We start from the raw sequence: 25,378 nt of genomic DNA on the forward strand, positions 1-25,378 counted from the left end.
GATAAATATTGATTTTATTATGGTTGAGGCTGTAATTCAGAGGGTGGAATCAAACAAATTATTTTTCTATTTGGAAAAAAATAATGAGTTGGCGAAAAGTTTCAAATTTATTTGTATAAAAAATAATCATTGTTTGAATCTTCATGTATTAGATATCGATTTCTGTATCTTTTTAGAACTTTGTTAAATGTAATTGTATAACGTAACATTATGATAATTTCATATACTTCTATTTATAAATCAAATGTTTGATCTGTTATTTTTTGTGAAAAATAACGATTTTTTCTGAACTAGAATGAAACATTTATGACTTTTAATTGTGCATTATAGGTTAATGATGGATACGTTATATAAATATAATATTTGGCATAAACTTACTTTTATTTATATAGTCCCAGAAGTTTTAAGTGCCTAATTAAAATGTAAATTTTAAATATTTTTATATGGATTATTTTTGATCACAAAATATGGCATGAAATTCGCTTTATATTAGATAGTTACAGCTTTCTAATTTTATTGTTAGCTTTTTCCATTTGATCAAATAAAAGATTGAATAAAACGGTTAGTAATTTACAAAGAAGAAAGTAGTCCGTTGAGAAAGAACTTTTCTTATGCGGATTTAGATGTTACTCAAAAGGATAATATCTTTAAAATATTAATTAAGTAGGTAGGAACTTGAAATTAAAAATTTTTAAGCTCGCCATTTTAAGTCTGGCTATTACATCAGTTTCTTGTGCTTTCGCCCAAACGCCTGCACAACCAAACAAAATATTACATGTTGCTTATGAAGCGCCTGATGATGGTTTTGACATGGTTAAAACCACCAATTTTTATAGTGGCAGTATTGCAGAAGCTATTTTCGAGCCATTACTTAAATATGATTATTTAGCTCGTCCTGTGCAGTTAGTTCCTTATACGGCTGAAAGCCTGCCTAAGATTGAACAAGACGGTAAAGTTTATACATTTAAAATTAAACCAGGTATTTACTTCACCAATGACCCTGCTTTTAAAGGCAAACGCCGTGAATTGGTAGCCGAAGACTATGTTTATTCAATTAAACGCATTTTAGATCCTGAAAATAGGGCACCTTCTGTTTCATTTATTGATGGGAAATTGTTAGGTGCCGATGCGGTTGTAGCTCAAGCAAAGAAAACTGGAAAGTTTGATTACGCTGCACCCATTGCAGGAGTAAAAGCGCTTGATCGATATACTCTGCAACTCACCTTAACTCGGCAAGACTTTAATTTTCCTTATATTCTTGCCTATATATCTTTTGGTGGAGTTGCTAAGGAGGTTGTTGATTATTACGGTGACCGTATTGGCATGCATCCAGTAGGTACAGGACCTTACATGTTAAGTAAATATGTACCAAGAAGTAAGGTCGAGCTGGTTGCCAATCCTGATTATCGGGGTTTCGTGTGGAACTTTAAGTCAACAGGAACGCCGTGGGATAACCAGCTTGTTAAAGAAATGAGCGGTAAGAAAATGCCGCAAATTGGTAAAGTTGTAGTCAGTATTATTGAAGAACAACAGTCTCGATGGTTGGCTTTTCAGTCAGGTCAATTAGATTTTGATAGACTTACAGCAGATGCTGTTCCGCAAGCTTTAGATAAGGGACAACTTAAAGCGTCTTTTCAAAAAAAAGGAATTAAGCATTTCCCTAATAAAGAACCTGAAATTACCTATACGATGATGAACATGCGTGATCCGGTGATTGGCGGTTTTAGCCCAGACAAGATAGCTCTTCGTCGAGCAATTACTTTGGCATATGATCAAAAAGAAAGTATAAGACAGGCTTACAAAGGGCAAGCTGTTAGAGCAGAAATGTTTATACCTGAAGGTGTAAATGGATATAACCCGAAGTACAGAAGTAGCGTAGGATACAATCCGCTATTAGCCAATAAACTACTTGATCATTATGGTTATAAAAAAGGGGCTGATGGTTACCGAAACTTACCAAACGGGAAACCTTTGGTTTTAAAAATTAATAATGAAAATAGCTCAGCATCGGTTATTCATTCTGAACTCTGGAAAAAAAATCTGGATGCCATTGGCATTCGCGCTGACTTCAAGGTGAGTAATTTTGCGGATAATTTAAAAGCTGCAACTCAATGTAAATATATGATTTGGAGTGGAGCATGGATTGCTGACTATCCTGAAGGAGAAAATTTTGCACAATTACTTTATGGTCCAAACGCTGGGCAAGGAAACCATGCTTGTTACCAGTCTAAAACATACGATGCTCTTTATAATCAAGCCACTCATTTACCACCCCAACAACGTCTTCCATATTATGAAAAGCTTAACCGCCAGATTGAGGCTGATAATCCGTGGATTATTCATGTAACTCGAATTCGTAATTGGTTGATACAGCCGCAAGTTCAGGGGTTTAAACCTCACCCGATGATGAATACAAACTGGCAATATCTTGATATTACTCCTGTTAAAAAATAATTTTAGATAAAGATAAATATGACTGAAAATTTAATAAAACAGCTCAAGCATTGTGGTGTCGGTTTGTTACTTGCCAGCATGGCATTAACTGGATCTACAAGTATTTTTGCGAAAAGCCCAGCCGACCCAAATAAAGTTTTACGTTATGTATTCCCGACAGCTGAAACAGGTTTCGACCCAGCTTATATCCATGATTTATATTCGGCGCATGTAACCACTTCAATATTTGAAACTTTATATACGTATGACTATTTAGCAAGGCCCGCAAAATTAGTTCCTCATATTGCTACAACTATGCCACAAGTCAGTGCCGATGGTCTGACCTATACCATTCACATTCAAAAAGGTATTTATTTTACACCGGACCCTGTTTTTAAAGGTAAACCACGAGAATTAACAGCCAATGATTATGCTTATTCTTTTAAGCGCTTATTGGATCCGAATTTACGTTCTCCCAATAGCTGGTTGTTAGAGAACAAAATCGAAGGTATGGATGCATTAATAAACGCAGCCAATAAAACTGGAAAATTTAACTATGACCAAAAGGTAAGTGGTTTACAAACACCAGATAGATACACCTTAGTGATCCGATTAGTTAAACCAGATTATAACTTTCCTTTATTACTGGCACATGACCCGACAGGTGCAGTAGCACGTGAAGTAATAGAAAAATATAAGGATAAAGCTGGTTTTGTCATGGGACATCCTGTAGGTACAGGCCCTTATGTACTGAGTAAGTGGGTGCCAGCTTCGCGCATTGTTCTAAAAGCGAATCCCGATTATCGCGGCTTTACTTGGAACTTTGCAGCCAGTAGCCCTGAGGATGGGGCAATTGTAAAACGCCTTAAAGGTAAAAAAATGCCTCAAATAGGCACAATCGATATTCAGGTTATGGAAGAAAACCAATCACGATGGCTGGCATTTCAGCGTGGTGAGATTGATATATTTCAGCTTGAAGGGCAATTGGTCGCGAAGGCGATTAAAGACGGTAAATTAAGACCTGAGCTGGCTAAAGAAGGTGTGCATTTATCTCGTATTGTTGATCCTGAAATTAGCTATATTTATTGGAACCTTAAAAATCCGGTTGTTGGGGGAATGAGTAAAGAAAAAATTGCTTTACGCCGTGCAATTGCAATGTCTCGCTCACTAGATCAAGAAATTAAATTAGTAAGAAATGATGATGCCGAGCGTCTACATTTTCCAGTTCCACCCGGTGTAGTGGGATATGACCCTCAGTATAGAACCAGTACGCCATATTCGGTGAAAGCAGCAAATTTACTATTAGATAGATATCACTATAAAAAAGATGCATCAGGTTGGCGCACTCAACCAAATGGGAAGCCCCTTGTCATTGAATATATGGCTCGTAGTGACAGTATTGGTCAACAAAGTGCTGAACTTTGGAAAAAAAACTTTGATAGTTTGAATATTCGAATGGTGTTTAAACCAATGCTTTTTGCAGACCTCATTCGAGCGCAAAAACAGTGTGAAGGTATGTTTGGTGCGTCTGCATGGATTGCTGATTATCCAGATGGGGATAATTTTATGCAGAATTTTTATGGTCCCAATACGCATATGACGAACTGGTCTTGTGGTCCGATTCCAGAGTTTGACCAGTTGTATCGCCAAACCCAACAAATGAAAGCTGGCTCTGAACGGGATGCACTTTATCGAAAAATGACGCGTTTATTAGAAGTCTATATGCCTGTGCAGATGTCCTATGCCCGCTACCGAAATATGTTGGCCCAGCCGCGTGTCATTGGCTATAAAAAGCATCCAATTTTACATGCTGAGTGGATGTACTTTGATATTGATACAAATACTAAATCTAATCATTAAATGAAAAATCTGGAGATATGATGAAGAATAAAACACTAAAAATGACAACGTTATGTATGTTGGCTATAGGTATAAACCAATACGCTTCAGCTGAAACAACTCGTAGTACATTACCACTACTTAAAGCAAAGCAGCTTCCAACATGGTGTGATTCTAATTTAAAAAAAATTCAGCAACAGATTACAGACTTTGAGAAAACACCTGTTAATGCTAACGCAGCAGCGGCACCTATTTTAGCAAAATGGGATAAAATTTTTGCTCATTTTGAAGATTTTTCAGGTCCGATAAGCTTATATAGCAACGTAGACCCAGATGCAAAGTTGCGTAAGGCAGCCGAAGATTGTGAAATCAAAATTAATCAATTTCACACTGATATGTTTCAAAATCCCAAGCTATATAACTTGATTAAAAATACACAAGCAACGGACCCTGTTGATAAAAAATATCGTCAAGATATTTTGAGCCAATTTGAAGATACAGGTGTTCAACTTGAACCTACAAAACGCGCAAGAATGAAAGCTATTCTGGATGAATTGACTAAATTAGAACAAGAATATGCCCGTAACGTTCGTGATAACCCTGAAAAACTTGAGTTTACTCCTGAAGAGATGAAGGGTTTACCAGAAAGTTATATTTCAGGTTTGAAAAAGAATGCGAAAGGAAATTATTTGGTTGGTTTTGAATATCCAGAATATCGGCCATTTATGGAGTTGGCAGATAACGATGATGCCCGAAAAAGATATCAGATTGCTTTTACAAGACGTGGTACTGAGCAAAATTTAAAACTACTCAAGCAGGCAATAGATTTGCGTTATGAGTTGGCACAATTGTTTGGAAAAGCAAGCTATGCGGATTGGGTTTTAAAAGATCGTATGGCTAAAACCCCTGATGCTGTAAACCATTTTTTGGCAGACGTACAAAAAACAGTAGCACCCCTTGAACGTAAAGAAGTCGAAGAACTCCGAGCATTTAAAGCGCAAACTTTAAAAACGCCATTAGATAAAACTGAGATAACACGTTGGAGTGAAGCTTACTGGAGTGAAAAACTTCGTAAGAGTAAATATCAGATTGATCAGGAAAAACTTCGTGATTATTTCCCAACTTTAGCTGCTCAAAAGTGGTTGTTTGCCATTTCATCTGACCTTTACGGTATTGACTTTAAACCTGTCAAAGTAAAAGCATGGCAGGACGAAGTTGAATATTACGATGTAGTTGATAAAAAGACAGGAAAGCTTCTTGGCGGCCTATATATGGATAAATTCCCTCGTGAAGGGAAATATGGTCATGCCGCGGTTTGGGGAGTATACGGTGGTAGCACTTTAACCAATAGATTACCAGTTTCAGCATTGGTCACCAATTTTAACCGCAAAGGTTTAAATAGTGACGAGCTAGAAACTTTTGTTCATGAGTTTGGTCATGCCTTGCATGGCATTTTATCAAATACACGTTATGCCAGTCAGTCAGGAACATCTGTAGAACGTGATTTTGTAGAAGCCCCGTCTCAAATGTATGAAGAGTGGGCACGCCGTAAAGAAACCTTATCTAAAGTTGCCGATTATTGTGATCCAGCATGTCCACGTGTTGATGATGAGTTAATTGCACGTTTAAAAGCCGTGCATAACTATGGACGTGGTTTGCGTTATGCACGTCAGACACTCTATGCCCAGTACGATATGTCATTGCATACTGCTGATGCCTTAAAAGTAAAACCTTTGGAAACTTGGCAAAAAATGGAAGCCACTACAGCCTTAGGTTATGTACCAACAACTGAATTTCCAGGTCAGTTTAGGCATTTGATGGGTGGGTATCAAGCAGGTTATTACGGCTATATGTGGTCTGAAGTTTTGGCTTTAGACATGCTTTCTGCTTATGGCGATAACCTCAATAATCCGCAAGTAGGACAACGTTACCGTCAAACGATTTTATCGCAGGGTAGCCAAAAACCAGCTGCTGAGCTAGTGAAAGATTTTCTTGGTCGTGAGCCTGACAATAAAGCGTTCTTTAATGAAATTACCGGACAACGGGTTAAATAAGGAATTATCACTATGCTGGCATATGTTATTCGGCGTTTATGGCAGATGATTCCAACCATGTTGGGAGTAGTCTTACTTATTTTTATTCTTTTTAACTGGGTCGGTGGAGATCCTGCCTATATTTTAGCAGGCAAGATGTCTAATCCTGAGCAAATCGAAAACATTCGTAAACAGCTAGGTGTTGATCAGCCGTATTATGTTCAACTCTGGATTTTCATTAAGCAGATTCTGACTTTTGACTATGGTGCGAGTTGGAGTACTGGCGAACCTGTTTCCCAAATTATTTTAACTCGATTAGGGCCGTCATTAACGCTTTTAATTCCACTCACTATTTTACAAACCGTTATTTCAATTATTTTAGCATTGGCTGTTGCAGCGGTACGAGGTTCTCTAACCGACCGTATGGTCATGATGCTATGTACTATTGCTATGTCAATTAGTATTTTAGTTTACATTATTGTTTTTCAATATGTTTTGGCTTATCAGCTCAGTTGGTTTCCTGTACAAGGCTGGAGTGACACCTTTACCGAGAATTTATTTAAATTTGCCTTACTTCCAATTTTAATCATGTTAGTTGTGAGTATTGCACCAACCTTACGTTTATATCGTAGTTTTGTGCTTGATGAAATTAATCAGGACTATGTTCGAACAGCACGTGCCAAAGGTGTAGGTGAAAGCCGAATTTTAGGTGTACATGTACTGCGTAACGCTTCAATTCCTATTATTACCGACGTGATGTCAACTTTACCTGCATTACTCATAGGCGCATTTTTAATTGAACGTTTTTTTGGTATTCCCGGTATTGGTCGAGAGGTCATTATTGCAGTTGAACGAAGTGATTTTCCTGTTATTAAGGCAATTACAGTATACATCGCAGCTGCAACCATGATTTTTAACCTGATTGCCGATTTGGTCTACAAAGTGGTTGATCCACGTGTACAGTTGAAGTAGGTGGGCTATGCTGAGCGTTTTATCAAAAAGAAAAGAACAAACAAAAGCCGAATCTCATTCATCTGGCCTGTGGAAACTTGCCATGCGACGTCTTCGGGCTGACAAAATTGCGATGTCATCACTAGCGATTGTATTGCTTTATTTTATTATCTTGATTCTATCAATGACGGGTGTGATTGCATCTGACTGGAATAAGGAAGTTGCAGTGAGTTATGCACCACCCACATTTATAGGTGCAGATAAGACCACAGATGCTGGACAAAATGCAGCGGCGGTTGACGAGGAATTACCGATAAATCCAGTCGATCCATTAAAAGATGTTATCAAAAAACTGAATGCGCAGATTAAACAAAGCAAGAGTTCAGGGGATGCGATTGATTACTATGGTGTAGTTGATCCATTAGCCGATGATATGAAAGCGATCGATCAGCAACTTGGCGGACATTTATTAGACCAGCAAGCCGAGCTTAAAAGCACACTTGTGTTTGGCGCTGATAAGTGGGGACAAGACGTTTTAAAGAAAACAATTAAAGGGGCTGAAACTTCAATTATTGTTGGGGTGATATCGGCTTTACTTGCGGTAGGCATTGGTACACTTTTAGGTGCAATTTCAGGATATTTTGGCGGTTGGGTGGATGATATTCTCAACTGGTTTTACAACATTTTCACCTCAATTCCATATTTATTATTAGTGCTTGCTATTGCTGCCGTGCTTCAACAAAAAGGCATTTTATCTATTGTTCTGATTTTAGGTTTAACGGGTTGGACAGGCGTTTATCGCTTAATTCGTGCCGAATATATGAAACATACTGCACGTGAGTACGTTCTTGCAGCTAAAGCAATTGGCGTTGGACATTTCCGCCGTATGTTCATTCATATTTTTCCAAATGTCAGCCATATCGCTTTAGTCCAAATGTCGATTTTGGTGGTTTCTTTTATTAAATCTGAAGTCATTTTGAGTTTCTTGGGTTTTGGTGTACCAGTAGGTGTGGTGTCTTGGGGGAGTATGTTAAATGAAGCACAAAGTGAACTTCTTTTAGGTAAATGGTGGCAGTTAGTCGCAGCCTCTGTCGCAATGGCTGTTTTGGTTACGGCATTCTCAATGTTTACTGATGCACTTCGTGATGCATTAGACCCAAAGCTAAAATAAGAGGAAGGTCCAAATGATAGAACAAGAATATAAGAATGCGCCGTTGCTTCATGTTAAAAATTTACGGGTAAGTTTTAAAGGTGAAGATAAGCAATATATTGAAACCGTAAAAGGAATTTCTTTTGATATTCCAGCAAATACTACAGTTGCTTTAGTCGGTGAATCGGGTAGTGGTAAATCGGTAACTTCTTTGGCAACTATGGGATTACTGCCTGTAGGGCAAAGCAAAATTGATGATCAAGGTAAAATTATATTTGAAGGCAAAGACCTACTCAGTTTATCTCGTAAAGAGATGCGGAAAATCTGTGGTAAAGACATTGCCATGATTTTTCAGGAGCCGATGTCATCTTTAAACCCAGTTTTTACAGTTGGTAATCAAATTGCAGAAGTGTTGTGTTTGCATATGGGATTGAACCGTAAACAAGCCCGACAACGCGTTTTAGAGCTACTTAAAGAAGTAGGCATTCCTTCACCTGAAACTAAAATTAATGCCTATCCAAATCAACTTTCAGGTGGTCAACAGCAACGTGTCATGATTGCAATGGCGATTGCTTGTGAACCTAAACTACTGATTGCCGATGAGCCAACCACTGCACTTGATGTCACAATTCAAAAGCAGATTATTGATTTACTCGAATCGTTGCGTAAGCGCCGTCAAATGTCGATGCTTTTTATTACTCACGATTTGGCACTGGTCGGTGAAATTGCAGATAAAGTCATTGTGATGCGTCATGGTGAAATTAGAGAGCAAGGCGCTGCTGAACAGGTTCTTGAGCAACCTAAAGATGTATATACCCGAGCATTACTTTACTGTCGTCCACAAATATCACAGCGTCCTTATCGATTACCTGTGACCAGTGATTTTATGTGCCAAGAAGACGACATCTTGATTGAGAAAAGTTTTGATGCTTCGGAAATTCCGCAGCGCAAACGTGGCTTAAATGGTGATGAGCAAATTATTTTAGAAGTAAAAGATCTGAAAAAAAGCTTTTATAGTCGTAAAGGTTTATTTGGTAAAGAAGAGTTTCAGGCCGTAAAAGGAGTTTCTTTTAAACTTGCTAAAGGAAAAACTTTAGGTTTAGTCGGTGAATCCGGTTCAGGTAAAACAACCGTTGGACTACTACTCATGCGGTTACATGAAGCTTCAGGTGGGCAAGCTTTCATTGAAGGAAAAGATATTCTTTCATTAACTGAGAAAGAGTTTGCTAAATATCAACGTAAAATCCAGATTATCTTTCAAAACCCATATGCTTCTCTTAATCCACGCTTTACAGTTGGTCAGATTCTTTTGGAACCCATGCAAATTCATAACATTGGTAAAGATGATGCTGAACGTAAACAAATTGCGCTTGGATTACTTGAGCGAGTGAATTTACCTGAGCAAGCTTATTATCGCTATCCACATGAGTTTTCTGGGGGGCAACGTCAGCGTATTGCGATTGCACGCTGTTTAACCCTAAAACCTGAAATTTTGATTTGTGATGAATCTGTTTCAGCACTAGACGTTTCGGTTCAAGCACAGGTACTTAACTTATTACAAGACTTACAAGATGAGTTTGGACTCAGTTATATCTTTATTTCACATGACTTATCTGTTGTGAAATATATATCTGATCAGGTGATGGTCATGAATCATGGTGAAGTTGTTGAAATTGCCAATTCGGATGAGCTCTATGCACATCCTCAACATGATTACACTAAACGTCTATTGCAGGCGATTCCTCAAGGGATTCAACACATTTCATAAGCGTAAAGTTATGTCGTTAAGGGCACTTTCGAGTGCCTTTTTATTTGGTTTATAGGCTAAATGCTTATAAAATAAGAGAGTTAAAATACTGTAGTTTATTCTTGCTATGTGTGCCAACTTTAAACCTTTAACTCTTGCCCAATTGCAGCAACTCCAGTTGCCTGTGGTTGGCTTTAGCTATGCTGAAGAGGTTTACCCTGCGGGGACAATGCCACTATTATTTAAATTACCACAAGGTCTTGAGTGGCGTGAAGTCATGTTTGGCCTAGTTCCCAAATGGGCTGAAGATACAAACATAGCAAAACATACTTACAATGCCCGTCATGAAACGATTTTCCAAAAACCGAGTTTTCAAGAAGCTGCACTTAAATGTAAGTTTGGTGTGATTCCGGTGATGGAATTCTATGAAAGTAAATATATAAATGATAAACCTGAGCGGTGGGGTGTACGCCGTAAAGATGGACAGGCTTTTTATATTGCAGCAATCTATGAAATTTGCAAAATAAATGAAACGATTATTCGTTCTGCAAGTATGTTGACCATGGATGCTATAGATCATCCTATGATGAAAGATTTTCATGAGCCTGGAGATGTCAAAAGATCAGTTATTGTGATTCCACATGACCGATTAGAAGAGTGGTTGAGTTTGGAATCACCTGATATTTCAAGCTTTATCGAAGGTTTTCCAGTTGAAGAATTTGAATGCTCGCATGTACCAAAAGAAAAAATTATAAAACCTACACCACAGTTAAGCATGTTTGACTAATCTATCTAAAATAAGATGAGGTTATTGATATCAAATCTGAATCAATAACCTATATTGCTTATTCAATAGTTTTACTTAATGTTTGCACTTCTGAATCTTGAGCTAGATAGCTCAACTCAATTGGTGAAATCACAAAAGTGGTATTGTCTGATGTCTGTTTAAATACAAAGCCATATTCAAAAGACTGGCTATTTTTACTTGGTAACCAGAATAGATAAGGACATCCAGTGTAACTACCATCCCAACCCATTTCTCTTGCTAAAGCTAAAGCCGTATCTGATTTCGCAATGATTTCTTTGAGAGACTCTTTATCTCTTGTTGAAACATCACCATCATCGTCTGCAAATGTTTGTAGGAACTCATTTAAGGGCGTGAGTTCTTCCCAGTTATGTTCTATTGTCGAGAAATGATATCCATATAGCATCATGTGCGCTTTCTTCCATCTTGTTATTGTGTGATTGAACATAACAAGAAATATATGAAAAGGAAATGGATAAATCTGATTTAAGTTGTTTATTTTTCATAACTTATAGATTGTTTTTTGTACAAAATAAAGGCTTTTTTAAACACTATAATTATTCATATTAGCTATATAGCATGCACAGAAAGCAGCGCTTACCTAATGATTAAGATAAATGACTATTTTAGTAAATCAAACTGTTGGCGAATACTGAATTGTTCATAATTCACCTATAATAGAAATGAAACTATGTAGAGCATATTTATGTTTATAACAACTACGCGTCCACAAGATACTTTGATTAATCAGCTTCTTCCAGTTTTGGAACAAGCGAGCCAGATTTTATTACAAGAATATCAAAATTATTCTGCGGGTTATGAGTTTACTATTCACGAAAAACAAGATGATTCACCTGTAACTCAAGCAGATTTAAAAGTGAACCTTTTCTTATTAAAGCACTTGGCAGAGATTACGCCAGACTTGCCGGTTTTGTCTGAAGAAAGTGATTATAGTGCTCGGCATGAGTGGTCCACATGCTGGATGTTAGATCCTCTTGATGGAACTAAAGAATTCATACATGAGCGTGATGAGTTTACGATCAACCTAAGTTTGATTAAGGGTAAAGAAACGATCTTTTCAGTTATTGCTGTGCCATGTGAACAAGTCGTGTACTTGGGATATCTGCAAGATTTACCTTTTAAATATAGTTTCACTCAAAAACAGTGGTATCAATATCAAATAACTTCGTTTTCGCCAGATGAGCCTATTCAAATAGGACTTAGTCATGGCAGTAAAAACCCGAAATATCAAAAATTTATTCAACCTATTGAAGAAAAACATAGCATTATTCGACGAGAAGCTGGAAGTGCCTACAAATTCTGCATGATGCTAGAAGGTGAAATCGATATTTACCCGCGATTTCATCCAACTTCTGAATGGGACACAAGTTCTGGTCAAGGTTTGTTGGAAAGTATAGGCGGTGGCTTACTTACTCTTGATGGAAAACCTTTTGAATATAATCAGAGACACACGGTTTTAAATAAGGGCTTTATCGCATTTCGTGATCAGGAAAGCAAAAAAATAGCATTTGAAGCATTAGCCCAAGCAGGTGTTATTGATTGAGAGTTATGCCAGACATGTTATAGTGGCAAAGTATTGAAAAAAGATGACAAGATAAAAATGGCACTCGATTTATTGCCTAAAAGTATGTTTGAAGCAATTGATTTATTGCCCGATGCTTCAACTCCTGTAACCTTATTTACGCGTCATTCTCTAAGAGAACTTGTGGATGGGCAGGGCTTAGCTGGATATGACCTCCAACTCACTCCTCAAGGGCGTGAGCTTGCGCAGGCATGGGGTAACTATTTAATTAAAAATACAGATCGTGTTATTCAGCATTGTATTTCAAGTCCAATACAACGTTGTGTCGATACGGCTGCACTCATGATCGAAGGGGCTGATGCCGTAAGTCCTGAATTTAATACACATACGATTGAAATTATTGAGCAAGGATTACTGGTTGAGCCAGGGAGTTTTGTACTAGACATACAACAAGCTGCCCCTTATTTTAAAAAGCAAGGTGCTTTGGGTTTTATTAATAGTTTTGTAAATAATGCATTACCTGGTATGAAACACCCAATTACTGGTGTTTTAGATGTACTAGAGCTTATTTATCATACGCATCCTAAAACTCAAGGTGGGCTTAGTTTAGCTGTCAGCCATGACACTATTATTGCTGCAATTGTTGCTGTAATTTCTGGTGAAAATGAAATTAAGAAAGAAGATTGGCCTGAAATGATGGAAGGCCTATTTGTATGGTTTGAAGGCGAAGAATTTCCAAATTGCAAATTAAAATGGATTTGGAGAGGTAAGGCCTATGAGCTAAATGTAGCCAAATTTGGAAAAACGCTATAAGCTCAAAAATGATAGATAATAAAAAAAGCCCTATTGGGCTTTTTTTACATGCTTTAATTAGTTAGCTAACGCTTTAACTTGAGCATTTAAACGGCTCTTATGACGAGCAGCTTTATTTTTGTGGATGATGCCTTTATCAGCCATACGGTCGATTACAGGAACAGCTTTTTGGTAAGCTTCTGTAGCAACAGCATGATCACCACCAGCAATTGCACTTAAAGTACGTTTGATGTATGTACGAACCATAGAACGCAAGCTTGCGTTGTGTTTACGTGCAGTAACGTTTTGACGCGCACGTTTTTTAGCTTGAGCAGAGTTTGCCACTCTTGCACTCCTTGAAAATAAGTTGGTCTGGGCGGGCTGTGGTCAATCCAGTAAACTGGTGCAACCATCACCAGCCCGTAAACAAGTGCCATATTGTGATGAATAGACACCGTGAAGTCAAGCCTTGAGAACGTTTTAAGCTGTTTTAGGGGCTGTTAAAACGGTAAGAAAAGGTTAAATTTAAAACAAAGTTAAAGAGGGATGGATAAAAAATGACAGCAAGTAAGAAAAAAGCGATTGTGCTCGGCGCAACAGGGTTGGTCGGATTAGCACTTGTTGAAAAGCTCCAGCAGGCTCCAGAATTTGAAGCCATTACGCTGGTGGTTAGAAAAGAATCTCAAGTATTTAATACATATGACAAAGTTAACCAGCTCATCATAGAAGATTTCTTAATGTTGAATGATGAAGATGTGAATGGTTATACCCATGCATTTAGCTGTCTGGGAACAACATTAAAAAATGCGGGCTCAAAGCAAGGCTTCTACGCGGTAGATTATGAAATCAATGCCCATTTGGCAGATTTGGTACAAGATAAACATATTCACCTTTTATTGGTGAGTGCCCTTGGTGCAAATGCAAACTCACCAATTTTCTACAATAAAGTGAAAGGACAGTTGGAAGATTATATTGAGAGTTTGGGAATTGAAAAATTATCTATTTTTAGACCCTCTTTACTGATTGGTAAGCGCAGTGATGTACGGCTTATAGAGGATTTGGGGCAAAGTCTATTTAAATTTATTGAGAATAAATGGCAAAAACCATTCAAATATAAACCTGTGACGGCGGAGCAATTGGCTCATACCATGGTCGTAGCGGCGCTAACGCAAATTGAAGCATTCAAACGATATGATAATCTGAGCATACAGAAAACTCGATAAGGGAGAATGGAAGTGTCGACAGTACCGTTTGTAACATGTGATTTATTAGATGATAACCCTGAAAAAGACTTACAAGTTGTAATTCCCTCAATGGATGGAAAGTTCTTTCAAAGTTATGGAGCGCGTAAAACTTTTGGGGGACAGGTTGTAACAGTAAAGTGTTTTGAAGATAACTCGCGCGTAAAAGAGTTATTGGCAACAGATGGTACAGATAAGGTACTCGTTGTAGATGGTGGTGCATCTATGCGTTGTGCGCTTATGGGTGACCTGATTGCAGAATCGGCAGTTAAAAATAACTGGAATGGTGTCGTAATCTATGGCTGTGTACGCGATGTCGATGCCATTGCTAGCCTTGATTTAGGTATACATGCATTGGCAGCAATTCCCCAAAAAAGTAATCGTAAAGGCATTGGCGAAGTAGATACCACTTTGTATTTTGGTGGTGTCACAATTCAATCAGGCGATTATATCTATGCTGATAATAATGGAATTGTGATTTCAAAAGAAAAATTAGTGTAATCACAGTTTATAAAGGATCGCATGATGGTGAATCATCAAATTAAAGTATTACAGGCAGTTGTCTCTGCAATTGCTGAAGGTGGTCGGGGTGTAACAGGTACCGCATTTCCTCAGCAACCTGTAAAAGCCTTGAAGTTATATGAATTTGAAGGTTCACCATTTTGCCGTCGTGTCCGTGAAGTCCTTACACTTTTAAATCTGGATGTAGAAATTTATCCATGTCCTAAAGGTGGGACAAAACATCGTTCGGTCGTAAAAGAAAAAGGTGGCAAATTACGGTTTCCTTTTTTAGTAGATGAAAATACAGGTGACTACTTATATGAGTCACAAGAAATTATTCATCATTTATTTAAACACTACGGTAAGACTGGGAAGACGCCTCAGAAATTTTCGAGTTACCCAAACGTCCCTTATGCTGCATTTGCTGGGACCATATTAAATGGTGCTCGGGGAGTTTGGATAAATAAAAAAATCATTAATAGAGCTGTACCTGAACAAAAACTTGAGTTATGGAGTTTTGAGGCAAGTCCTTATTCACGAGTTGTAAGAAGTCTACTCTGTGAGTTGGAGCTTCCTTATATTCTGCATAATGTTGCAAAAGAAAGATGGCAAGATCAAGGCCCAGCTATTTTTCGCTTAAAACCGGGTAAATATGTGCCTCTAAAAGGTGGAAAACGAGAAAAAATATTGCCTGTTATGCAAGGTAAAATGCAGGTACCTTATTTGGTAGACCCAAATACGGGAGTGAAGATGTTTGAGTCTGCTCAAATCGTAAAATATTTAAAGAAGCAATATGGTCGTTGATTAATTAAGATAGGCTTTAGTAAGAGTTTAAGTCAATTTACTTAAACTCTTAGAAAGATCAGATTTCATAAGAACATGAATATGCTAAATTAAAGAGTTTAAATACCCAAATAAGGCATATTTTATGGAATGTATGAGAATTCAACCTGTAACGAGCAGTCCTGGTGAAAATGCACTATTTATCGTATTGGGACTCACTCAAGGTGATTCTGTAATAGAAAAAGTAAAAGATTTTGCTAGTAATTTTTCAGCATTAACTAGAAGTCTAACTAATCGTTATCCAGATAGTAAGTTTAATGCCACACTAGGTTTTAGTTCAAATGCATGGGATATCTTATTTCCAGAGCAAACGAAGCCTCAAGAATTAGAAACATTTAAAGAAATTAAAGGGCCGAAATACACGGCTGTTTCAACAGCTGGTGATCTATTTTTTCATATTCGTGCTGATCGTCAGGCTTTATGTTATGAGCTGGGTAATATAATCAATCAACAACTTGGTAAAGTGACTTATCCAATTGATGAAGTGCATGGTTTCCGTTATTTTGATGGACGGGCAATTATTGGCTTCGTAGATGGGACAGAGAATCCAGAACCAGTTATTGCAGCGCAATGGGCATTAGTGGGCAATGAAGATCCTGACTTTATCGGGGGAAGTTATGCTTTTATCCAGAAATATACACACGACATGGAAAAATGGCGTGGATTGAGTGATGAAGAGCAAGAAAAAGTGATTGGCCGTAAAAAGTTCAATGATATTGAGTTAGGTGATGATGAAAAGCCACTAACTGCACATAATGTAGTCAGTAAAGCGCATGATGCAGAAGGTAATGAGCTTAAAATTATGCGAGCTAATATGCCTTTCTCAAATCCTTCAAAAAATGAATATGGCACATTTTTTATTGGTTACTCGCGTAAATTTAGTACAACCCGACAAATGCTTGAAAACATGTTCTTGGGAAATGAGCAGGGCAATCTTGATCGGTTGCTTGACTTTAGTACTGCTCAGACTGGTACCTTATTTTTTGTACCAACGGTCGATTTTCTTGATGATTTAGGTGATGACTAGTCGTTAAACTAAAAGGCTTAAATGATGGAAGTAACTAGATTACTTCCATTGCTTGAATTGAAAATTAATATGATGTGATGAAATGTTTAAAAAGATAACGCAGCTTTTTCAAGGCTCAAAAGAAACACCAGAACAAATTTACTTGCGAGAGAATCTATTAAAATTTGATTCTGAACGCGGTCCTATAATCAAGGATGTGCTGATTAATGAGAAATGGTCAGAACATCTTGAGTATTTCTCAAACCGTAAATTGCAAAATTTTGATAATCTTCAGAAATTATTCCTAATTACTCCACAAATTAATGAAAAGATTGATCTGGAAATCGCAACCCAACGTTATGTAGAAAGATTAGGAAATACACAAGAAAAGCTACTTCAGCTTAAAGCGATTATACAAATATTAAATCAATATTACGTTTTGTTTTTGCGTGATAAATAATCATAGTTGATTGATTAAAAAATATAAAAAGTAGAGCTAACTAGTAGTTTGATTTTCAAAAAAATAACTCATTTCACTAAAAACATCATGCTACTATTAGGCTCATATCTTCTTAGCTGATAAAAGCCATATACATGTTTCAACAAGAAATCTCTCAATTGAATTTACAACAGCTCAAAGCCGGTGAAAAGCGTTGGGTGGGGTCGTTATTAGGTTCATCTGCTGCATTATTATTTAAAGAAATTGCTGTTCAGCATCCTTCTTTACTTGTTGTAGTCGCCAGAAATAACCAACATGTTGCTCAATTAGAAAGTGAACTTGAGTTTTATGGCATAAAACCGACAATTTTTCCCGATTGGGAAATCTTGCCGTATGATCGCTTGTCGCCTCATCAAGATATTGTTTCAGAACGTCTCGCAATTTTATCTAATATGCCTCAGAAGGGTGTATTGCTCATTTCAGCAAGTACTTTAGCTCAAAGAGTTGCACCGTATTCATGGGTTTTGGGTGAACACTTTGATATTCATGTTGGACAGAAATTCGATTTAGAACAGCAAAAGTTACGTTTAGTACAAGCCGGTTATCATTTGGTAGACACTGTTTATGATCATGGTGAGTTTGCTGTACGTGGCAGTATTATGGATATTTTTGCGTCAGGGCAAGAAGCGCCTATTCGTATTGATCTGTTTGATGATGAAATTGATACATTAAAATTCTTTGATCCAGAAACGCAAAGAACAACGAAGCCTTTAAAAAGTTTTACAGTTTTACCAGCAAAAGAATTTCCACTAAAAGAAGCCCGTTCAATTTTTAGAGATCGGTATTCTGAACTTTTCCCTACGGCTAATCCTAAGAAAAACCCGATTTATCAAGATGTCCTAGAGGGAATTGCTTCACCAGGAATTGAATTTTATTTGCCATTGTTTTTTGATAAAGCACAAATGCAATCGCAAAGTACACTTACAACGTACTTCCCAAAGAATTGCATTGTAATTACAACCAATGATATAGATACTGATTTAACTAATTTTTGGAAAGAAGTTTTTCGTCGTTATGAAGACAGGCGTCATAACGTAGATCAACCAATTCTTCCTCCTGAAGAATTATTTATTGCTCCAAATCATGTGCTCAGTGCTTTAAATCAATTTCCGCGTATGTTGGTGAGCGCAGAAATAGTTGAAGAAAAAGCTGGCGCTTTAAATCTTAAGGTAGAGCAGCCACCCAAGTTACCAGTTGATCCAAAAAAAGAAAAACCATTCGCGGTAGTCAAAAAATATATTGATGAAGCAAATCATCCGGTCTTGTTGGTTGCAGAAAGTGCAGGTCGACGTGAAAGCTTAAGAGATGGTTTACGTGCCAGTTTAGGAGATATCCCAGGCGTAGACAGTTTTGAACAATTTCAGACAAGTCAGTTTGCGATTGCTATTACAAATGCACCGCTAGACCGTGGTTTACTTTTAACAGACCAATTGTCGGTTATTTCAGAAAATCAGTTATATGAACATCGGGTAGTTCAGCGTCGTCGTAAACGTCAGCAAGAAGTTTCAGAAGAGTTCTTAATTCGCAGTTTGACTGAATTAAGTATTGATGCTCCTGTTGTCCATATTGATCATGGTGTGGGGCGCTATGCAGGATTAGTTACTTTAGCAATTGAAGGGCAAGATTATGAATTCTTGCAACTAAATTATGCTGAAGGCGCAAAAGTTTATGTGCCTGTGACTAATTTGCATCTTATTAGTCGTTATAGTGGTGGAGACCCAGATTTAGCTCCACTGCATAAAATTGGAAGTGATGCATGGAGTAAAGCTAAACGCAAAGCTTTAGAACAAATTCATGATGTTGCAGCTGAATTGTTACATATCCAAGCACGTCGTCAGTCAAAACCTGGTTTTGGTTTTGAACTCGATCAATCGCTTTATATGCAATTTGCCAGTGGATTTGCTTACGAAGAAACGCTCGATCAGGCGAATGCTATTGAAGCCACGCTTCACGATATGCAACAAGCTAGACCTATGGATCGACTTGTTTGTGGCGATGTTGGTTTCGGTAAAACTGAAGTAGCAATGCGAGCTGCGTTTGTTGCTGTGCAAAACGGTAAGCAAGTTGCTGTTTTAGTACCTACAACTTTACTTGCACAACAACATTATGAATCTTTTAAAGATCGTTTTGCTGATTGGCCTGTGCGTATAGAAGTGTTGTCACGCTTTGGCTCAAATAAAGCCCATACAAAAAATATTGAAGATTTAATTGCTGGTAAAGTGGATATTGTGGTGGGAACACATAAACTTTTACAAGAAAATGTGCAATTTAAAGACTTGGGCCTAATGGTGGTCGATGAAGAACATCGATTTGGTGTGCGTGATAAAGAGCGTATCAAAGCATTGCGTGCAGATGTCGATATGTTGACGCTTACCGCAACACCAATTCCACGAACTTTAAATATGGCTTTTTCGGGAATGCGTGATCTATCTATCATTGCTACTCCACCAGCCCGTCGTTTAGCAGTTAAAACATTTGTACAAGAACATACGGAAGCTTCTATTAAAGAAGCCATCTTGCGTGAATTACTACGTGGTGGCCAAGTATACTTCTTACATAATGAAGTCGATACGATTGAAAGGGCTGCTGAAAACATCCGTGTTCTTGTGCCTGAAGCTCGTGTGGCAGTAGCTCATGGCCAAATGAGAGAAAGAGAGCTTGAACAAGTCATGCAGCAGTTCTATCACAAAGAATTTAATGTATTGGTATGCTCAACCATTATTGAAACCGGAATTGATGTTCCAAATGCCAACACAATTTTGATAGAAAGGGCTGACAAACTTGGTTTAGCTCAATTACATCAATTACGTGGTCGTGTGGGACGCTCACACCACCAAGCTTATGCTTATTTACTGGTTCCTTCTATAAAACATTTAAAAGGTGATGCAGAGAAGCGTTTAGATGCAATCCAGCGTGCTTCAACTTTAGGTGCTGGTTTTATGCTAGCTACAGAAGATTTAGAAATTCGCGGTGCGGGTGAGCTTTTAGGTGAGCAACAAAGTGGTTCAATGCAGGCAATCGGATATAGTCTGTATATGGAAATGCTTGAGAAAGCCACTAAGGCAATTCAGCAAGGCAAAACGCCGAATTTTGATGCACCTTTGTCATTAACTGCAGAAATTATTTTACATATTCCAGCACTTATTCCAGATGAGTATTTAGGTGATGTTCATCAGCGTTTGTTGTTTTATAAGCGTATTAGTAATACAGATACTCAAGAAAAACTCGACAATATCCGTATGGAGTTAATTGACCGTTTTGGTGTTCCACCACAATCTGTAAAACACTTATTTAGTGTTCATCAAATTAGATTGAAAGCAGAGCAGTTGGGTATTACCAAAATTGATATCAATACACAAGGCGGTAATATAGAGTTTTCACCGGATACTCCAGTTCAAGCCATCAGTATTATTCAGTTAATGCAAAAAAATCCGACCTATTACCGCATGGATGGTGGGCAGCGTTTGAAGGTTATGGTTCAGCTTGAAGAACATGAAAAACGTATCCAGTTCATTAACGATTTGTTAGCGAAATTATTAACTGAAATACATGTATAAATGATGTTTTGAAGCATTTTTTACTGCATGTGAATTTTATGTAAGTTGATAGCATGGTTTTATGCATGATTTATCGGATCGAGTGGTGAATAAGTGCATAAAATCATTGTTATTTGTAATCAAACCAGACACTAGCAATACTCACATCAAAACTGATGTGATAGTATTAGCCATTATTGTTTATTGTCATTTATAAAAGATATGTTTAGTTTGCATCCACAACTTGCTCAAGATACTTTTTTTGTAGGCGATTTCCCGCTTTCAACATGTCGTTTAATGAATGATATGCAATTCCCGTGGCTGATTTTAATCCCTCGTGTGCCGGGAATCACAGAATTATATGAATTGAGCCAAGCTGATCAAGAGCAGTTTTTACGCGAATCAAGTTGGTTGTCTAGCCAGCTATCTCGAGTATTCCGTGCTGATAAAATGAATGTTGCAGCTCTAGGTAACATGGTGCCTCAGTTGCATTTCCATCACGTCGTGCGTTATCAAAATGATGTTGCATGGCCTAAGCCAGTTTGGGGCACACCTGCTGTTCCATACACAAATGATGTACTGGCTCACATGCGTCAAACCCTTATGCTTGCTTTACGTGGTCAAGGTGATATGCCTTTTGATTGGCGCATGGATTAAATCAATGCAATGCCACATTTATATGAATGTGGCTACATTGAGGTATGGAGGACAGGGTGCAATTAGAGAGGTTTATCGATAGAGAGCCTAAGCAGTTTGCATATTTTCATCGCTTGATGGGATATTCAATTCTGTCCTTAATTTTAGTGATCTATGCTTTTACCTCACCTAATACAAATTATCAGATCTACGTTCCACCTTTCTTCCTATTTTTGCTTTTTATTAGCTCAAAGTTAGAGCACTGGCTTCAATACCAATTTGATAAGAAAACACAAAAAAGTGTTTTTTTTGCAATTGATGCAATTGTTGTGGCGGTTACCTTAGCGGGTCTGCATCTTAATTTGGTGCCTACATTTATTGCACTTTTTGCATTATTTTATTCTGCAATTAATAGTCGTATTTCTTTCGCAGTCATTTGTTTGACTAGCTTGCTAGGCGCGATTATTTTTTATTTAAGTACTTTTTTCCTATTTGGTTTTTATACATATTTTGAACCGACTAGCCAAGAGTTAACTGTAATTACACTCTTAGGTTTGGTCATGTTTATCACCATTGGAAATTATTACCAACATCGTTGGGTTAAAAAAATCAGTCAGCAGCGCCAACATTACTATGATCAAATGACGCGCTATATTGCTTTTGCTAATCAGTTAAGTCGTTATGCACCGCTACAGTTGTGGCAGTCTATTATGCGCGGTGAAGCGGAAGCAAAAATTGAATATAAACGAAAAAAAATGACTGTGTTTTTCTCTGATATTCAGGGCTTTACAGAGTTATCAGAAACATTGATTCCTGATGATTTGGCATTTTTGCTTAATGATTATTTAAGCCATATGACGGAAATTGCGAAGCAGTATGAAGCTACTGTCGATAAATTTATGGGGGATGCTATCCTCATATTTTTTGGTGATCCGAATTCTCAGGGTGTAGAACAAGATGCTAAAGCCTGTGTAGAAATGGCAATCGCTATGCGTCAGCAAATGAAATTGTTACGTGAACGATGGAAAAAAATGGGCTATTCAGCCTTGCACATTCGTATGGGAATTAGTACCGGTTACTGCCACGTAGGAAATTATGGGGCAACGCATCGTATGGCTTATACCATTGTAGGTCGTGATGTGAATTTGGCAGCTCGTTTACAATATGCTGCTGAAATAGATGAAATCTTAATTTCGGATGATACTTATCAAATAATCAAAAGTGATTTTCTTTGTGCTCCCAAAACGCCAATTTACTTAAAAGGTATTCAAGGTGCAGTAAAGACATGGCAGGTGATGGAGAAGTACACGGGGAATAAGTCGGATCATCAACAATGGTTTGACTATGAGTATAAAGGCTTTCATTTAGTACTTAATTTAGAAGAAGTACAAAATTATGAATATCCAGAATTGGTAGAAGTACTTGAGAAAATGGTTCAACGACTTAAAGTTCAACAAACTTTAATTAATACTCAAGGCATTGCACGGTTAAGACTTGAAGATGAAGTTAAGCCAGTTGAAATTGATCAACAAGATCAAGTTTAAAACATGAAGTAAAAAAAAGCTGCTTTTAAAGCAGCTTTTTTATTTTAATGATTTTCGGAAGCGTGATTGATTGTGTATTTAGGAATCTCAATTTCTAAATCTTCATCAACAATCTTCACTTGGCAAGAGAGACGAGAATCTGGTTCAAGACCCCAAGCCCGATCTAAAAGATCTGCTTCAACGTCATCCATTTCTTCTAGACTGTCAAAGCCCTTGCGAACGACTACATGACAAGTTGTACAAGCACACGACATGTCACAAGCGTGTTCAATTTTAATTCCTCGATCAAGCAAACTTTGGCAAAGATTTGCATTTTGTTCGACTTCAAATTCTGCGCCTTCAGGGCAGATCTGAGCATGAGGAAGTACTTTAATGCGGGGCATATTGATCACCTATACCTTTAGTTTGAATTTGACCAATCTTCAAGTTTTGTACCTTTTAAGGCGTGGTCAATATGTCGATTCATACGTAGTGCGGCAAAAGCATCACTATGTACTTTAAGTTGTTCTACAGCTTTTTCAATTGCTTGAATATCATTGCCTTCAAGCTGTACTTTTAGCAAATTTTCAGCAGTTTTAAGCGCTTCAAGCTGCTCATCATTGAGTAAATCAGCATCAACTTTGAGAGCTTGTTCTAAAGCTTCAAGTTCACGTTGGGCTTCAACTTTGGTTTCTTTTAAATGACGCAGATTTTTATCTTCTTCTGCGTGCTGGAAACCTTCAATTAATAAGCGTTCAGTATCAGATTCTGATAGGCCATAAGATGGCTTAATATCAATTTGAGCCTGTACACCTGAAGTTGTTTCACGAGCAGAAACTGTAAGTAAACCATCAGCATCTACCTGAAAGGTAACCTCAATCCGTGCTTGACCAGCAGTCATTGGAGGAATGCCATGAAGGACAAATCTTCCTAATGAACGACAATGTTCTACCAAATCTCGTTCACCTTGAACAACATGAATAAGCATGGCAGTTTGGCCATCTTGATAAGTTGTGAATTCTTGACGACGAGCGACTGGAATAGCGGTATTACGTGAAATAAGACGTTCTACTAATCCACCCATGGTTTCTAAGCCAAGTGAAAGAGGAGTGACATCTAAAAGTAATGAGCCATCTTGGCTATTACCAATAAGCTGGTTAGCCGTGATAGAAGCACCAATTGCAACTACTTCATCAGGATTGATCGTACAAAGTGGTTCTTGATTAAATACATTACGAACTGCTTGCTGAACAGCATAAGAACGTGTAGAGCCACCAACTAAAACAACATTCTGAATATCAGTTAACTCAAGTTTCGCATCACGTAAAACGCGTTTACAAACACTGATTGTTTTATCTAAAGCAACTTGAATAATGCTTTCAAAAGTTGGACGATCAAGTGTTAGTACGTTTTCAAGTAGTTTTAACTGAACTGATTCTTGTGTAGATAGTTGTTCTTTTGCTTGACGAGCAGCAACAATAAATACTGCATAAGTTTCATCGTTAAGAGTATCGATATTGAGCTGCTTTTTGGCCCATTTAACAATGAGACGATCTAAGTCATCACCACCTAAAGCAGTGTGGCCACCTGTAGCTAATACTTCAAAGACACCTTGTGAGAAACGCAAGATTGATACGTCGAAAGTACCACCACCTAAATCATAAATTACATAGTTATGATCTGTAGCTAAATTAGTTTCTTGGTCTAAACCATAAGCCACAGCAGCGGCGGTTGGCTCATTTAATAAACGTAATACATTTAAGCCAGCAAGCTGAGCAGCATCACGTGTTGCTTGTCGCTGAGCTTCATCAAAATAGGCTGGAACAGTAATCACTGCACCATTTATTGGATTTTGTAAGCTAGCTTCAGCACGGTCTTTTAATTGCTTTAAAATTTCAGCAGAAATTTCAACAGGGGTTTTACGACCAGCACGTGTTTCAAAAGCTGGCATTTCATTTTCAGAACCCACTAACTCATATGGGTGTTGAAATTTAATATCTGCTTTTGAACGACCCATAAAACGTTTTACGGAAACAATTGTATTTTTAGGATCGGCAATAAGGAAAGGCTTTGCTTCTTCACCATAGTGAGTTGCATCATTTCCATAGTGCACAATAGAAGGAAGGAGCCTTCTTTCTTTTTCGTCATTGAGTACTTTAGGTTTGCCTGATAACACTGTCGCAACTAAAGAATGTGTTGTTCCTAGGTCGATACCAATCGCAATGCGGTGTTGATGTGGGGCACTGGATTGACCCGGTTCAGCAATTTGCAAAAGTGCCATGAGTTAAATCCCTTGAATA

The 25,378-nt window shown here is 37.7% G+C and carries 21 protein-coding genes; 17 read left to right on the plus strand and 4 right to left on the minus strand.

What is annotated here, in order from left to right; all coding sequences use genetic code 11:
* Nucleotides 1–675 precede the first annotated feature (675 nt).
* The 7 genes from ACLBWE_RS00690 to ACLBWE_RS00720 all read left to right on the plus strand — a co-directional run bounded on the left by ACLBWE_RS00690 (nucleotide 676) and on the right by ACLBWE_RS00720 (nucleotide 10,940).
* A complete protein-coding gene (locus ACLBWE_RS00690) occupies nucleotides 676–2,454 on the plus strand; it encodes an ABC transporter substrate-binding protein (protein ID WP_447600524.1) in 1,779 nt (592 codons plus the stop codon).
* A gap of 18 nt (nucleotides 2,455–2,472) precedes the next feature.
* Nucleotides 2,473–4,293, plus strand: a complete 1,821-nt coding sequence (locus tag ACLBWE_RS00695; RefSeq protein WP_447600526.1) for an ABC transporter substrate-binding protein — start codon at nucleotides 2,473–2,475, stop codon at nucleotides 4,291–4,293.
* A 20-nt stretch (nucleotides 4,294–4,313) separates the two neighbouring features.
* Nucleotides 4,314–6,326 carry a M3 family metallopeptidase gene (locus ACLBWE_RS00700; protein WP_447600528.1) on the plus strand — a complete coding sequence of 671 codons (2,013 nt, stop codon included), beginning with the start codon at nucleotides 4,314–4,316 and terminating at the stop codon, nucleotides 6,324–6,326.
* Between the two features lie 12 nt (nucleotides 6,327–6,338).
* Nucleotides 6,339–7,277, plus strand: coding sequence for an ABC transporter permease (locus ACLBWE_RS00705; RefSeq protein ID WP_003651522.1), 939 nt, complete (start codon nucleotides 6,339–6,341; stop codon nucleotides 7,275–7,277).
* A 7-nt stretch (nucleotides 7,278–7,284) separates the two neighbouring features.
* On the plus strand, nucleotides 7,285–8,427 hold the full coding sequence (locus tag ACLBWE_RS00710) for an ABC transporter permease (protein WP_447600531.1): 1,143 nt from the start codon (nucleotides 7,285–7,287) through the stop codon (nucleotides 8,425–8,427).
* A 13-nt stretch (nucleotides 8,428–8,440) separates the two neighbouring features.
* Entirely contained in the window at nucleotides 8,441–10,174 is a 1,734-nt protein-coding gene (locus ACLBWE_RS00715; RefSeq protein ID WP_447600533.1) for an ABC transporter ATP-binding protein, read from the plus strand.
* Nucleotides 10,175–10,280: 106 nt separating this feature from the next.
* The gene (locus tag ACLBWE_RS00720; protein ID WP_447600535.1) at nucleotides 10,281–10,940 is read left to right on the plus strand and encodes an SOS response-associated peptidase family protein; all 660 of its coding nucleotides are present in this window, start codon (nucleotides 10,281–10,283) and stop codon (nucleotides 10,938–10,940) included.
* A 58-nt stretch (nucleotides 10,941–10,998) separates the two neighbouring features.
* Here ACLBWE_RS00720 and ACLBWE_RS00725 read toward each other — a convergent pair whose 3' ends face one another.
* Nucleotides 10,999–11,367: a hypothetical protein gene (locus tag ACLBWE_RS00725; RefSeq protein ID WP_127491629.1), complete on the minus strand. Its 369-nt coding sequence runs from the start codon at nucleotides 11,365–11,367 to the stop codon at nucleotides 10,999–11,001.
* A gap of 297 nt (nucleotides 11,368–11,664) precedes the next feature.
* Between ACLBWE_RS00725 and ACLBWE_RS00730 the strand changes: the two genes are divergently transcribed.
* Both ACLBWE_RS00730 and ACLBWE_RS00735 read left to right on the plus strand, forming a co-directional pair.
* On the plus strand, nucleotides 11,665–12,522 hold the full coding sequence (locus tag ACLBWE_RS00730; protein ID WP_005041033.1) for a 3'(2'),5'-bisphosphate nucleotidase CysQ family protein: 858 nt from the start codon (nucleotides 11,665–11,667) through the stop codon (nucleotides 12,520–12,522).
* 57 nt (nucleotides 12,523–12,579) lie between these two features.
* Nucleotides 12,580–13,314 (plus strand): histidine phosphatase family protein, encoded by a 735-nt coding sequence (locus ACLBWE_RS00735; RefSeq protein WP_004642661.1) that lies wholly within the window; start codon nucleotides 12,580–12,582, stop codon nucleotides 13,312–13,314.
* A 57-nt stretch (nucleotides 13,315–13,371) separates the two neighbouring features.
* Here the strand turns inward: ACLBWE_RS00735 and rpsT are convergent, their stop codons facing one another.
* Nucleotides 13,372–13,638, minus strand: a complete 267-nt coding sequence (gene rpsT, locus ACLBWE_RS00740) for a 30S ribosomal protein S20 (protein WP_003651535.1) — start codon at nucleotides 13,636–13,638, stop codon at nucleotides 13,372–13,374.
* A 212-nt stretch (nucleotides 13,639–13,850) separates the two neighbouring features.
* Here rpsT and ACLBWE_RS00745 point away from each other — a divergent pair, with 212 nt between their 5' ends.
* The 8 genes from ACLBWE_RS00745 to ACLBWE_RS00780 all read left to right on the plus strand — a co-directional run bounded on the left by ACLBWE_RS00745 (nucleotide 13,851) and on the right by ACLBWE_RS00780 (nucleotide 23,099).
* Nucleotides 13,851–14,516, plus strand: coding sequence for a nucleoside-diphosphate sugar epimerase (locus ACLBWE_RS00745; protein ID WP_045432658.1), 666 nt, complete (start codon nucleotides 13,851–13,853; stop codon nucleotides 14,514–14,516).
* A 12-nt stretch (nucleotides 14,517–14,528) separates the two neighbouring features.
* Nucleotides 14,529–15,035: a ribonuclease E activity regulator RraA gene (gene rraA / locus ACLBWE_RS00750; RefSeq protein WP_056479683.1), complete on the plus strand. Its 507-nt coding sequence runs from the start codon at nucleotides 14,529–14,531 to the stop codon at nucleotides 15,033–15,035.
* Between the two features lie 21 nt (nucleotides 15,036–15,056).
* Nucleotides 15,057–15,839 (plus strand): glutathione S-transferase N-terminal domain-containing protein, encoded by a 783-nt coding sequence (locus tag ACLBWE_RS00755; RefSeq protein ID WP_080758433.1) that lies wholly within the window; start codon nucleotides 15,057–15,059, stop codon nucleotides 15,837–15,839.
* A 133-nt stretch (nucleotides 15,840–15,972) separates the two neighbouring features.
* Nucleotides 15,973–16,905: a Dyp-type peroxidase gene (locus ACLBWE_RS00760; RefSeq protein ID WP_347018359.1), complete on the plus strand. Its 933-nt coding sequence runs from the start codon at nucleotides 15,973–15,975 to the stop codon at nucleotides 16,903–16,905.
* Between the two features lie 82 nt (nucleotides 16,906–16,987).
* Nucleotides 16,988–17,344 carry a hypothetical protein gene (locus tag ACLBWE_RS00765; RefSeq protein WP_045432652.1) on the plus strand — a complete coding sequence of 119 codons (357 nt, stop codon included), beginning with the start codon at nucleotides 16,988–16,990 and terminating at the stop codon, nucleotides 17,342–17,344.
* A 134-nt stretch (nucleotides 17,345–17,478) separates the two neighbouring features.
* Entirely contained in the window at nucleotides 17,479–20,940 is a 3,462-nt protein-coding gene (gene mfd / locus ACLBWE_RS00770; RefSeq protein ID WP_447600540.1) for a transcription-repair coupling factor, read from the plus strand.
* Nucleotides 20,941–21,141: 201 nt separating this feature from the next.
* The gene (locus tag ACLBWE_RS00775) at nucleotides 21,142–21,576 is read left to right on the plus strand and encodes an HIT domain-containing protein (protein WP_002117900.1); all 435 of its coding nucleotides are present in this window, start codon (nucleotides 21,142–21,144) and stop codon (nucleotides 21,574–21,576) included.
* A gap of 56 nt (nucleotides 21,577–21,632) precedes the next feature.
* Nucleotides 21,633–23,099, plus strand: a complete 1,467-nt coding sequence (locus ACLBWE_RS00780; protein WP_004642669.1) for an adenylate/guanylate cyclase domain-containing protein — start codon at nucleotides 21,633–21,635, stop codon at nucleotides 23,097–23,099.
* A 44-nt stretch (nucleotides 23,100–23,143) separates the two neighbouring features.
* On the opposite strand, the gene fdx is transcribed toward ACLBWE_RS00780, so the two are convergent.
* Entirely contained in the window at nucleotides 23,144–23,482 is a 339-nt protein-coding gene (gene fdx, locus ACLBWE_RS00785; RefSeq protein ID WP_003651552.1) for an ISC system 2Fe-2S type ferredoxin, read from the minus strand.
* 17 nt (nucleotides 23,483–23,499) lie between these two features.
* Nucleotides 23,500–25,359: a Fe-S protein assembly chaperone HscA gene (gene hscA, locus ACLBWE_RS00790; protein WP_005041014.1), complete on the minus strand. Its 1,860-nt coding sequence runs from the start codon at nucleotides 25,357–25,359 to the stop codon at nucleotides 23,500–23,502.
* Nucleotides 25,360–25,378: the final 19 nt, after the last annotated feature.

It is taken from the genome of Acinetobacter sp. M5A5_2a (assembly GCF_053345265.1).

Bases quoted from the DNA above. Each gene is read 5' to 3' on its own strand.
- ACLBWE_RS00730 (WP_005041033.1), top strand. From the start codon at position 11,665: ATGTTTATAACAACTACGCGTCCACAAGATACTTTGATTAATCAGCTT.
- ACLBWE_RS00710 (WP_447600531.1), top strand. From the start codon at position 7,285: ATGCTGAGCGTTTTATCAAAAAGAAAAGAACAAACAAAAGCCGAATCT.
- ACLBWE_RS00765 (WP_045432652.1), top strand. From the start codon at position 16,988: ATGTTTAAAAAGATAACGCAGCTTTTTCAAGGCTCAAAAGAAACACCA.
- mfd (WP_447600540.1), top strand. From the start codon at position 17,479: ATGTTTCAACAAGAAATCTCTCAATTGAATTTACAACAGCTCAAAGCC.
- ACLBWE_RS00695 (WP_447600526.1), top strand. From the start codon at position 2,473: ATGACTGAAAATTTAATAAAACAGCTCAAGCATTGTGGTGTCGGTTTG.
- ACLBWE_RS00760 (WP_347018359.1), top strand. From the start codon at position 15,973: ATGAGAATTCAACCTGTAACGAGCAGTCCTGGTGAAAATGCACTATTT.
- ACLBWE_RS00715 (WP_447600533.1), top strand. From the start codon at position 8,441: ATGATAGAACAAGAATATAAGAATGCGCCGTTGCTTCATGTTAAAAAT.
- ACLBWE_RS00705 (WP_003651522.1), top strand. From the start codon at position 6,339: ATGCTGGCATATGTTATTCGGCGTTTATGGCAGATGATTCCAACCATG.
- ACLBWE_RS00725 (WP_127491629.1), bottom strand. From the start codon at position 11,367: ATGATGCTATATGGATATCATTTCTCGACAATAGAACATAACTGGGAA.
- hscA (WP_005041014.1), bottom strand. From the start codon at position 25,359: ATGGCACTTTTGCAAATTGCTGAACCGGGTCAATCCAGTGCCCCACAT.
- ACLBWE_RS00700 (WP_447600528.1), top strand. From the start codon at position 4,314: ATGAAGAATAAAACACTAAAAATGACAACGTTATGTATGTTGGCTATA.
- ACLBWE_RS00755 (WP_080758433.1), top strand. From the start codon at position 15,057: ATGATGGTGAATCATCAAATTAAAGTATTACAGGCAGTTGTCTCTGCA.
- ACLBWE_RS00745 (WP_045432658.1), top strand. From the start codon at position 13,851: ATGACAGCAAGTAAGAAAAAAGCGATTGTGCTCGGCGCAACAGGGTTG.
- ACLBWE_RS00735 (WP_004642661.1), top strand. From the start codon at position 12,580: ATGGCACTCGATTTATTGCCTAAAAGTATGTTTGAAGCAATTGATTTA.
- fdx (WP_003651552.1), bottom strand. From the start codon at position 23,482: ATGCCCCGCATTAAAGTACTTCCTCATGCTCAGATCTGCCCTGAAGGC.
- ACLBWE_RS00775 (WP_002117900.1), top strand. From the start codon at position 21,142: ATGTTTAGTTTGCATCCACAACTTGCTCAAGATACTTTTTTTGTAGGC.
- ACLBWE_RS00720 (WP_447600535.1), top strand. From the start codon at position 10,281: ATGTGTGCCAACTTTAAACCTTTAACTCTTGCCCAATTGCAGCAACTC.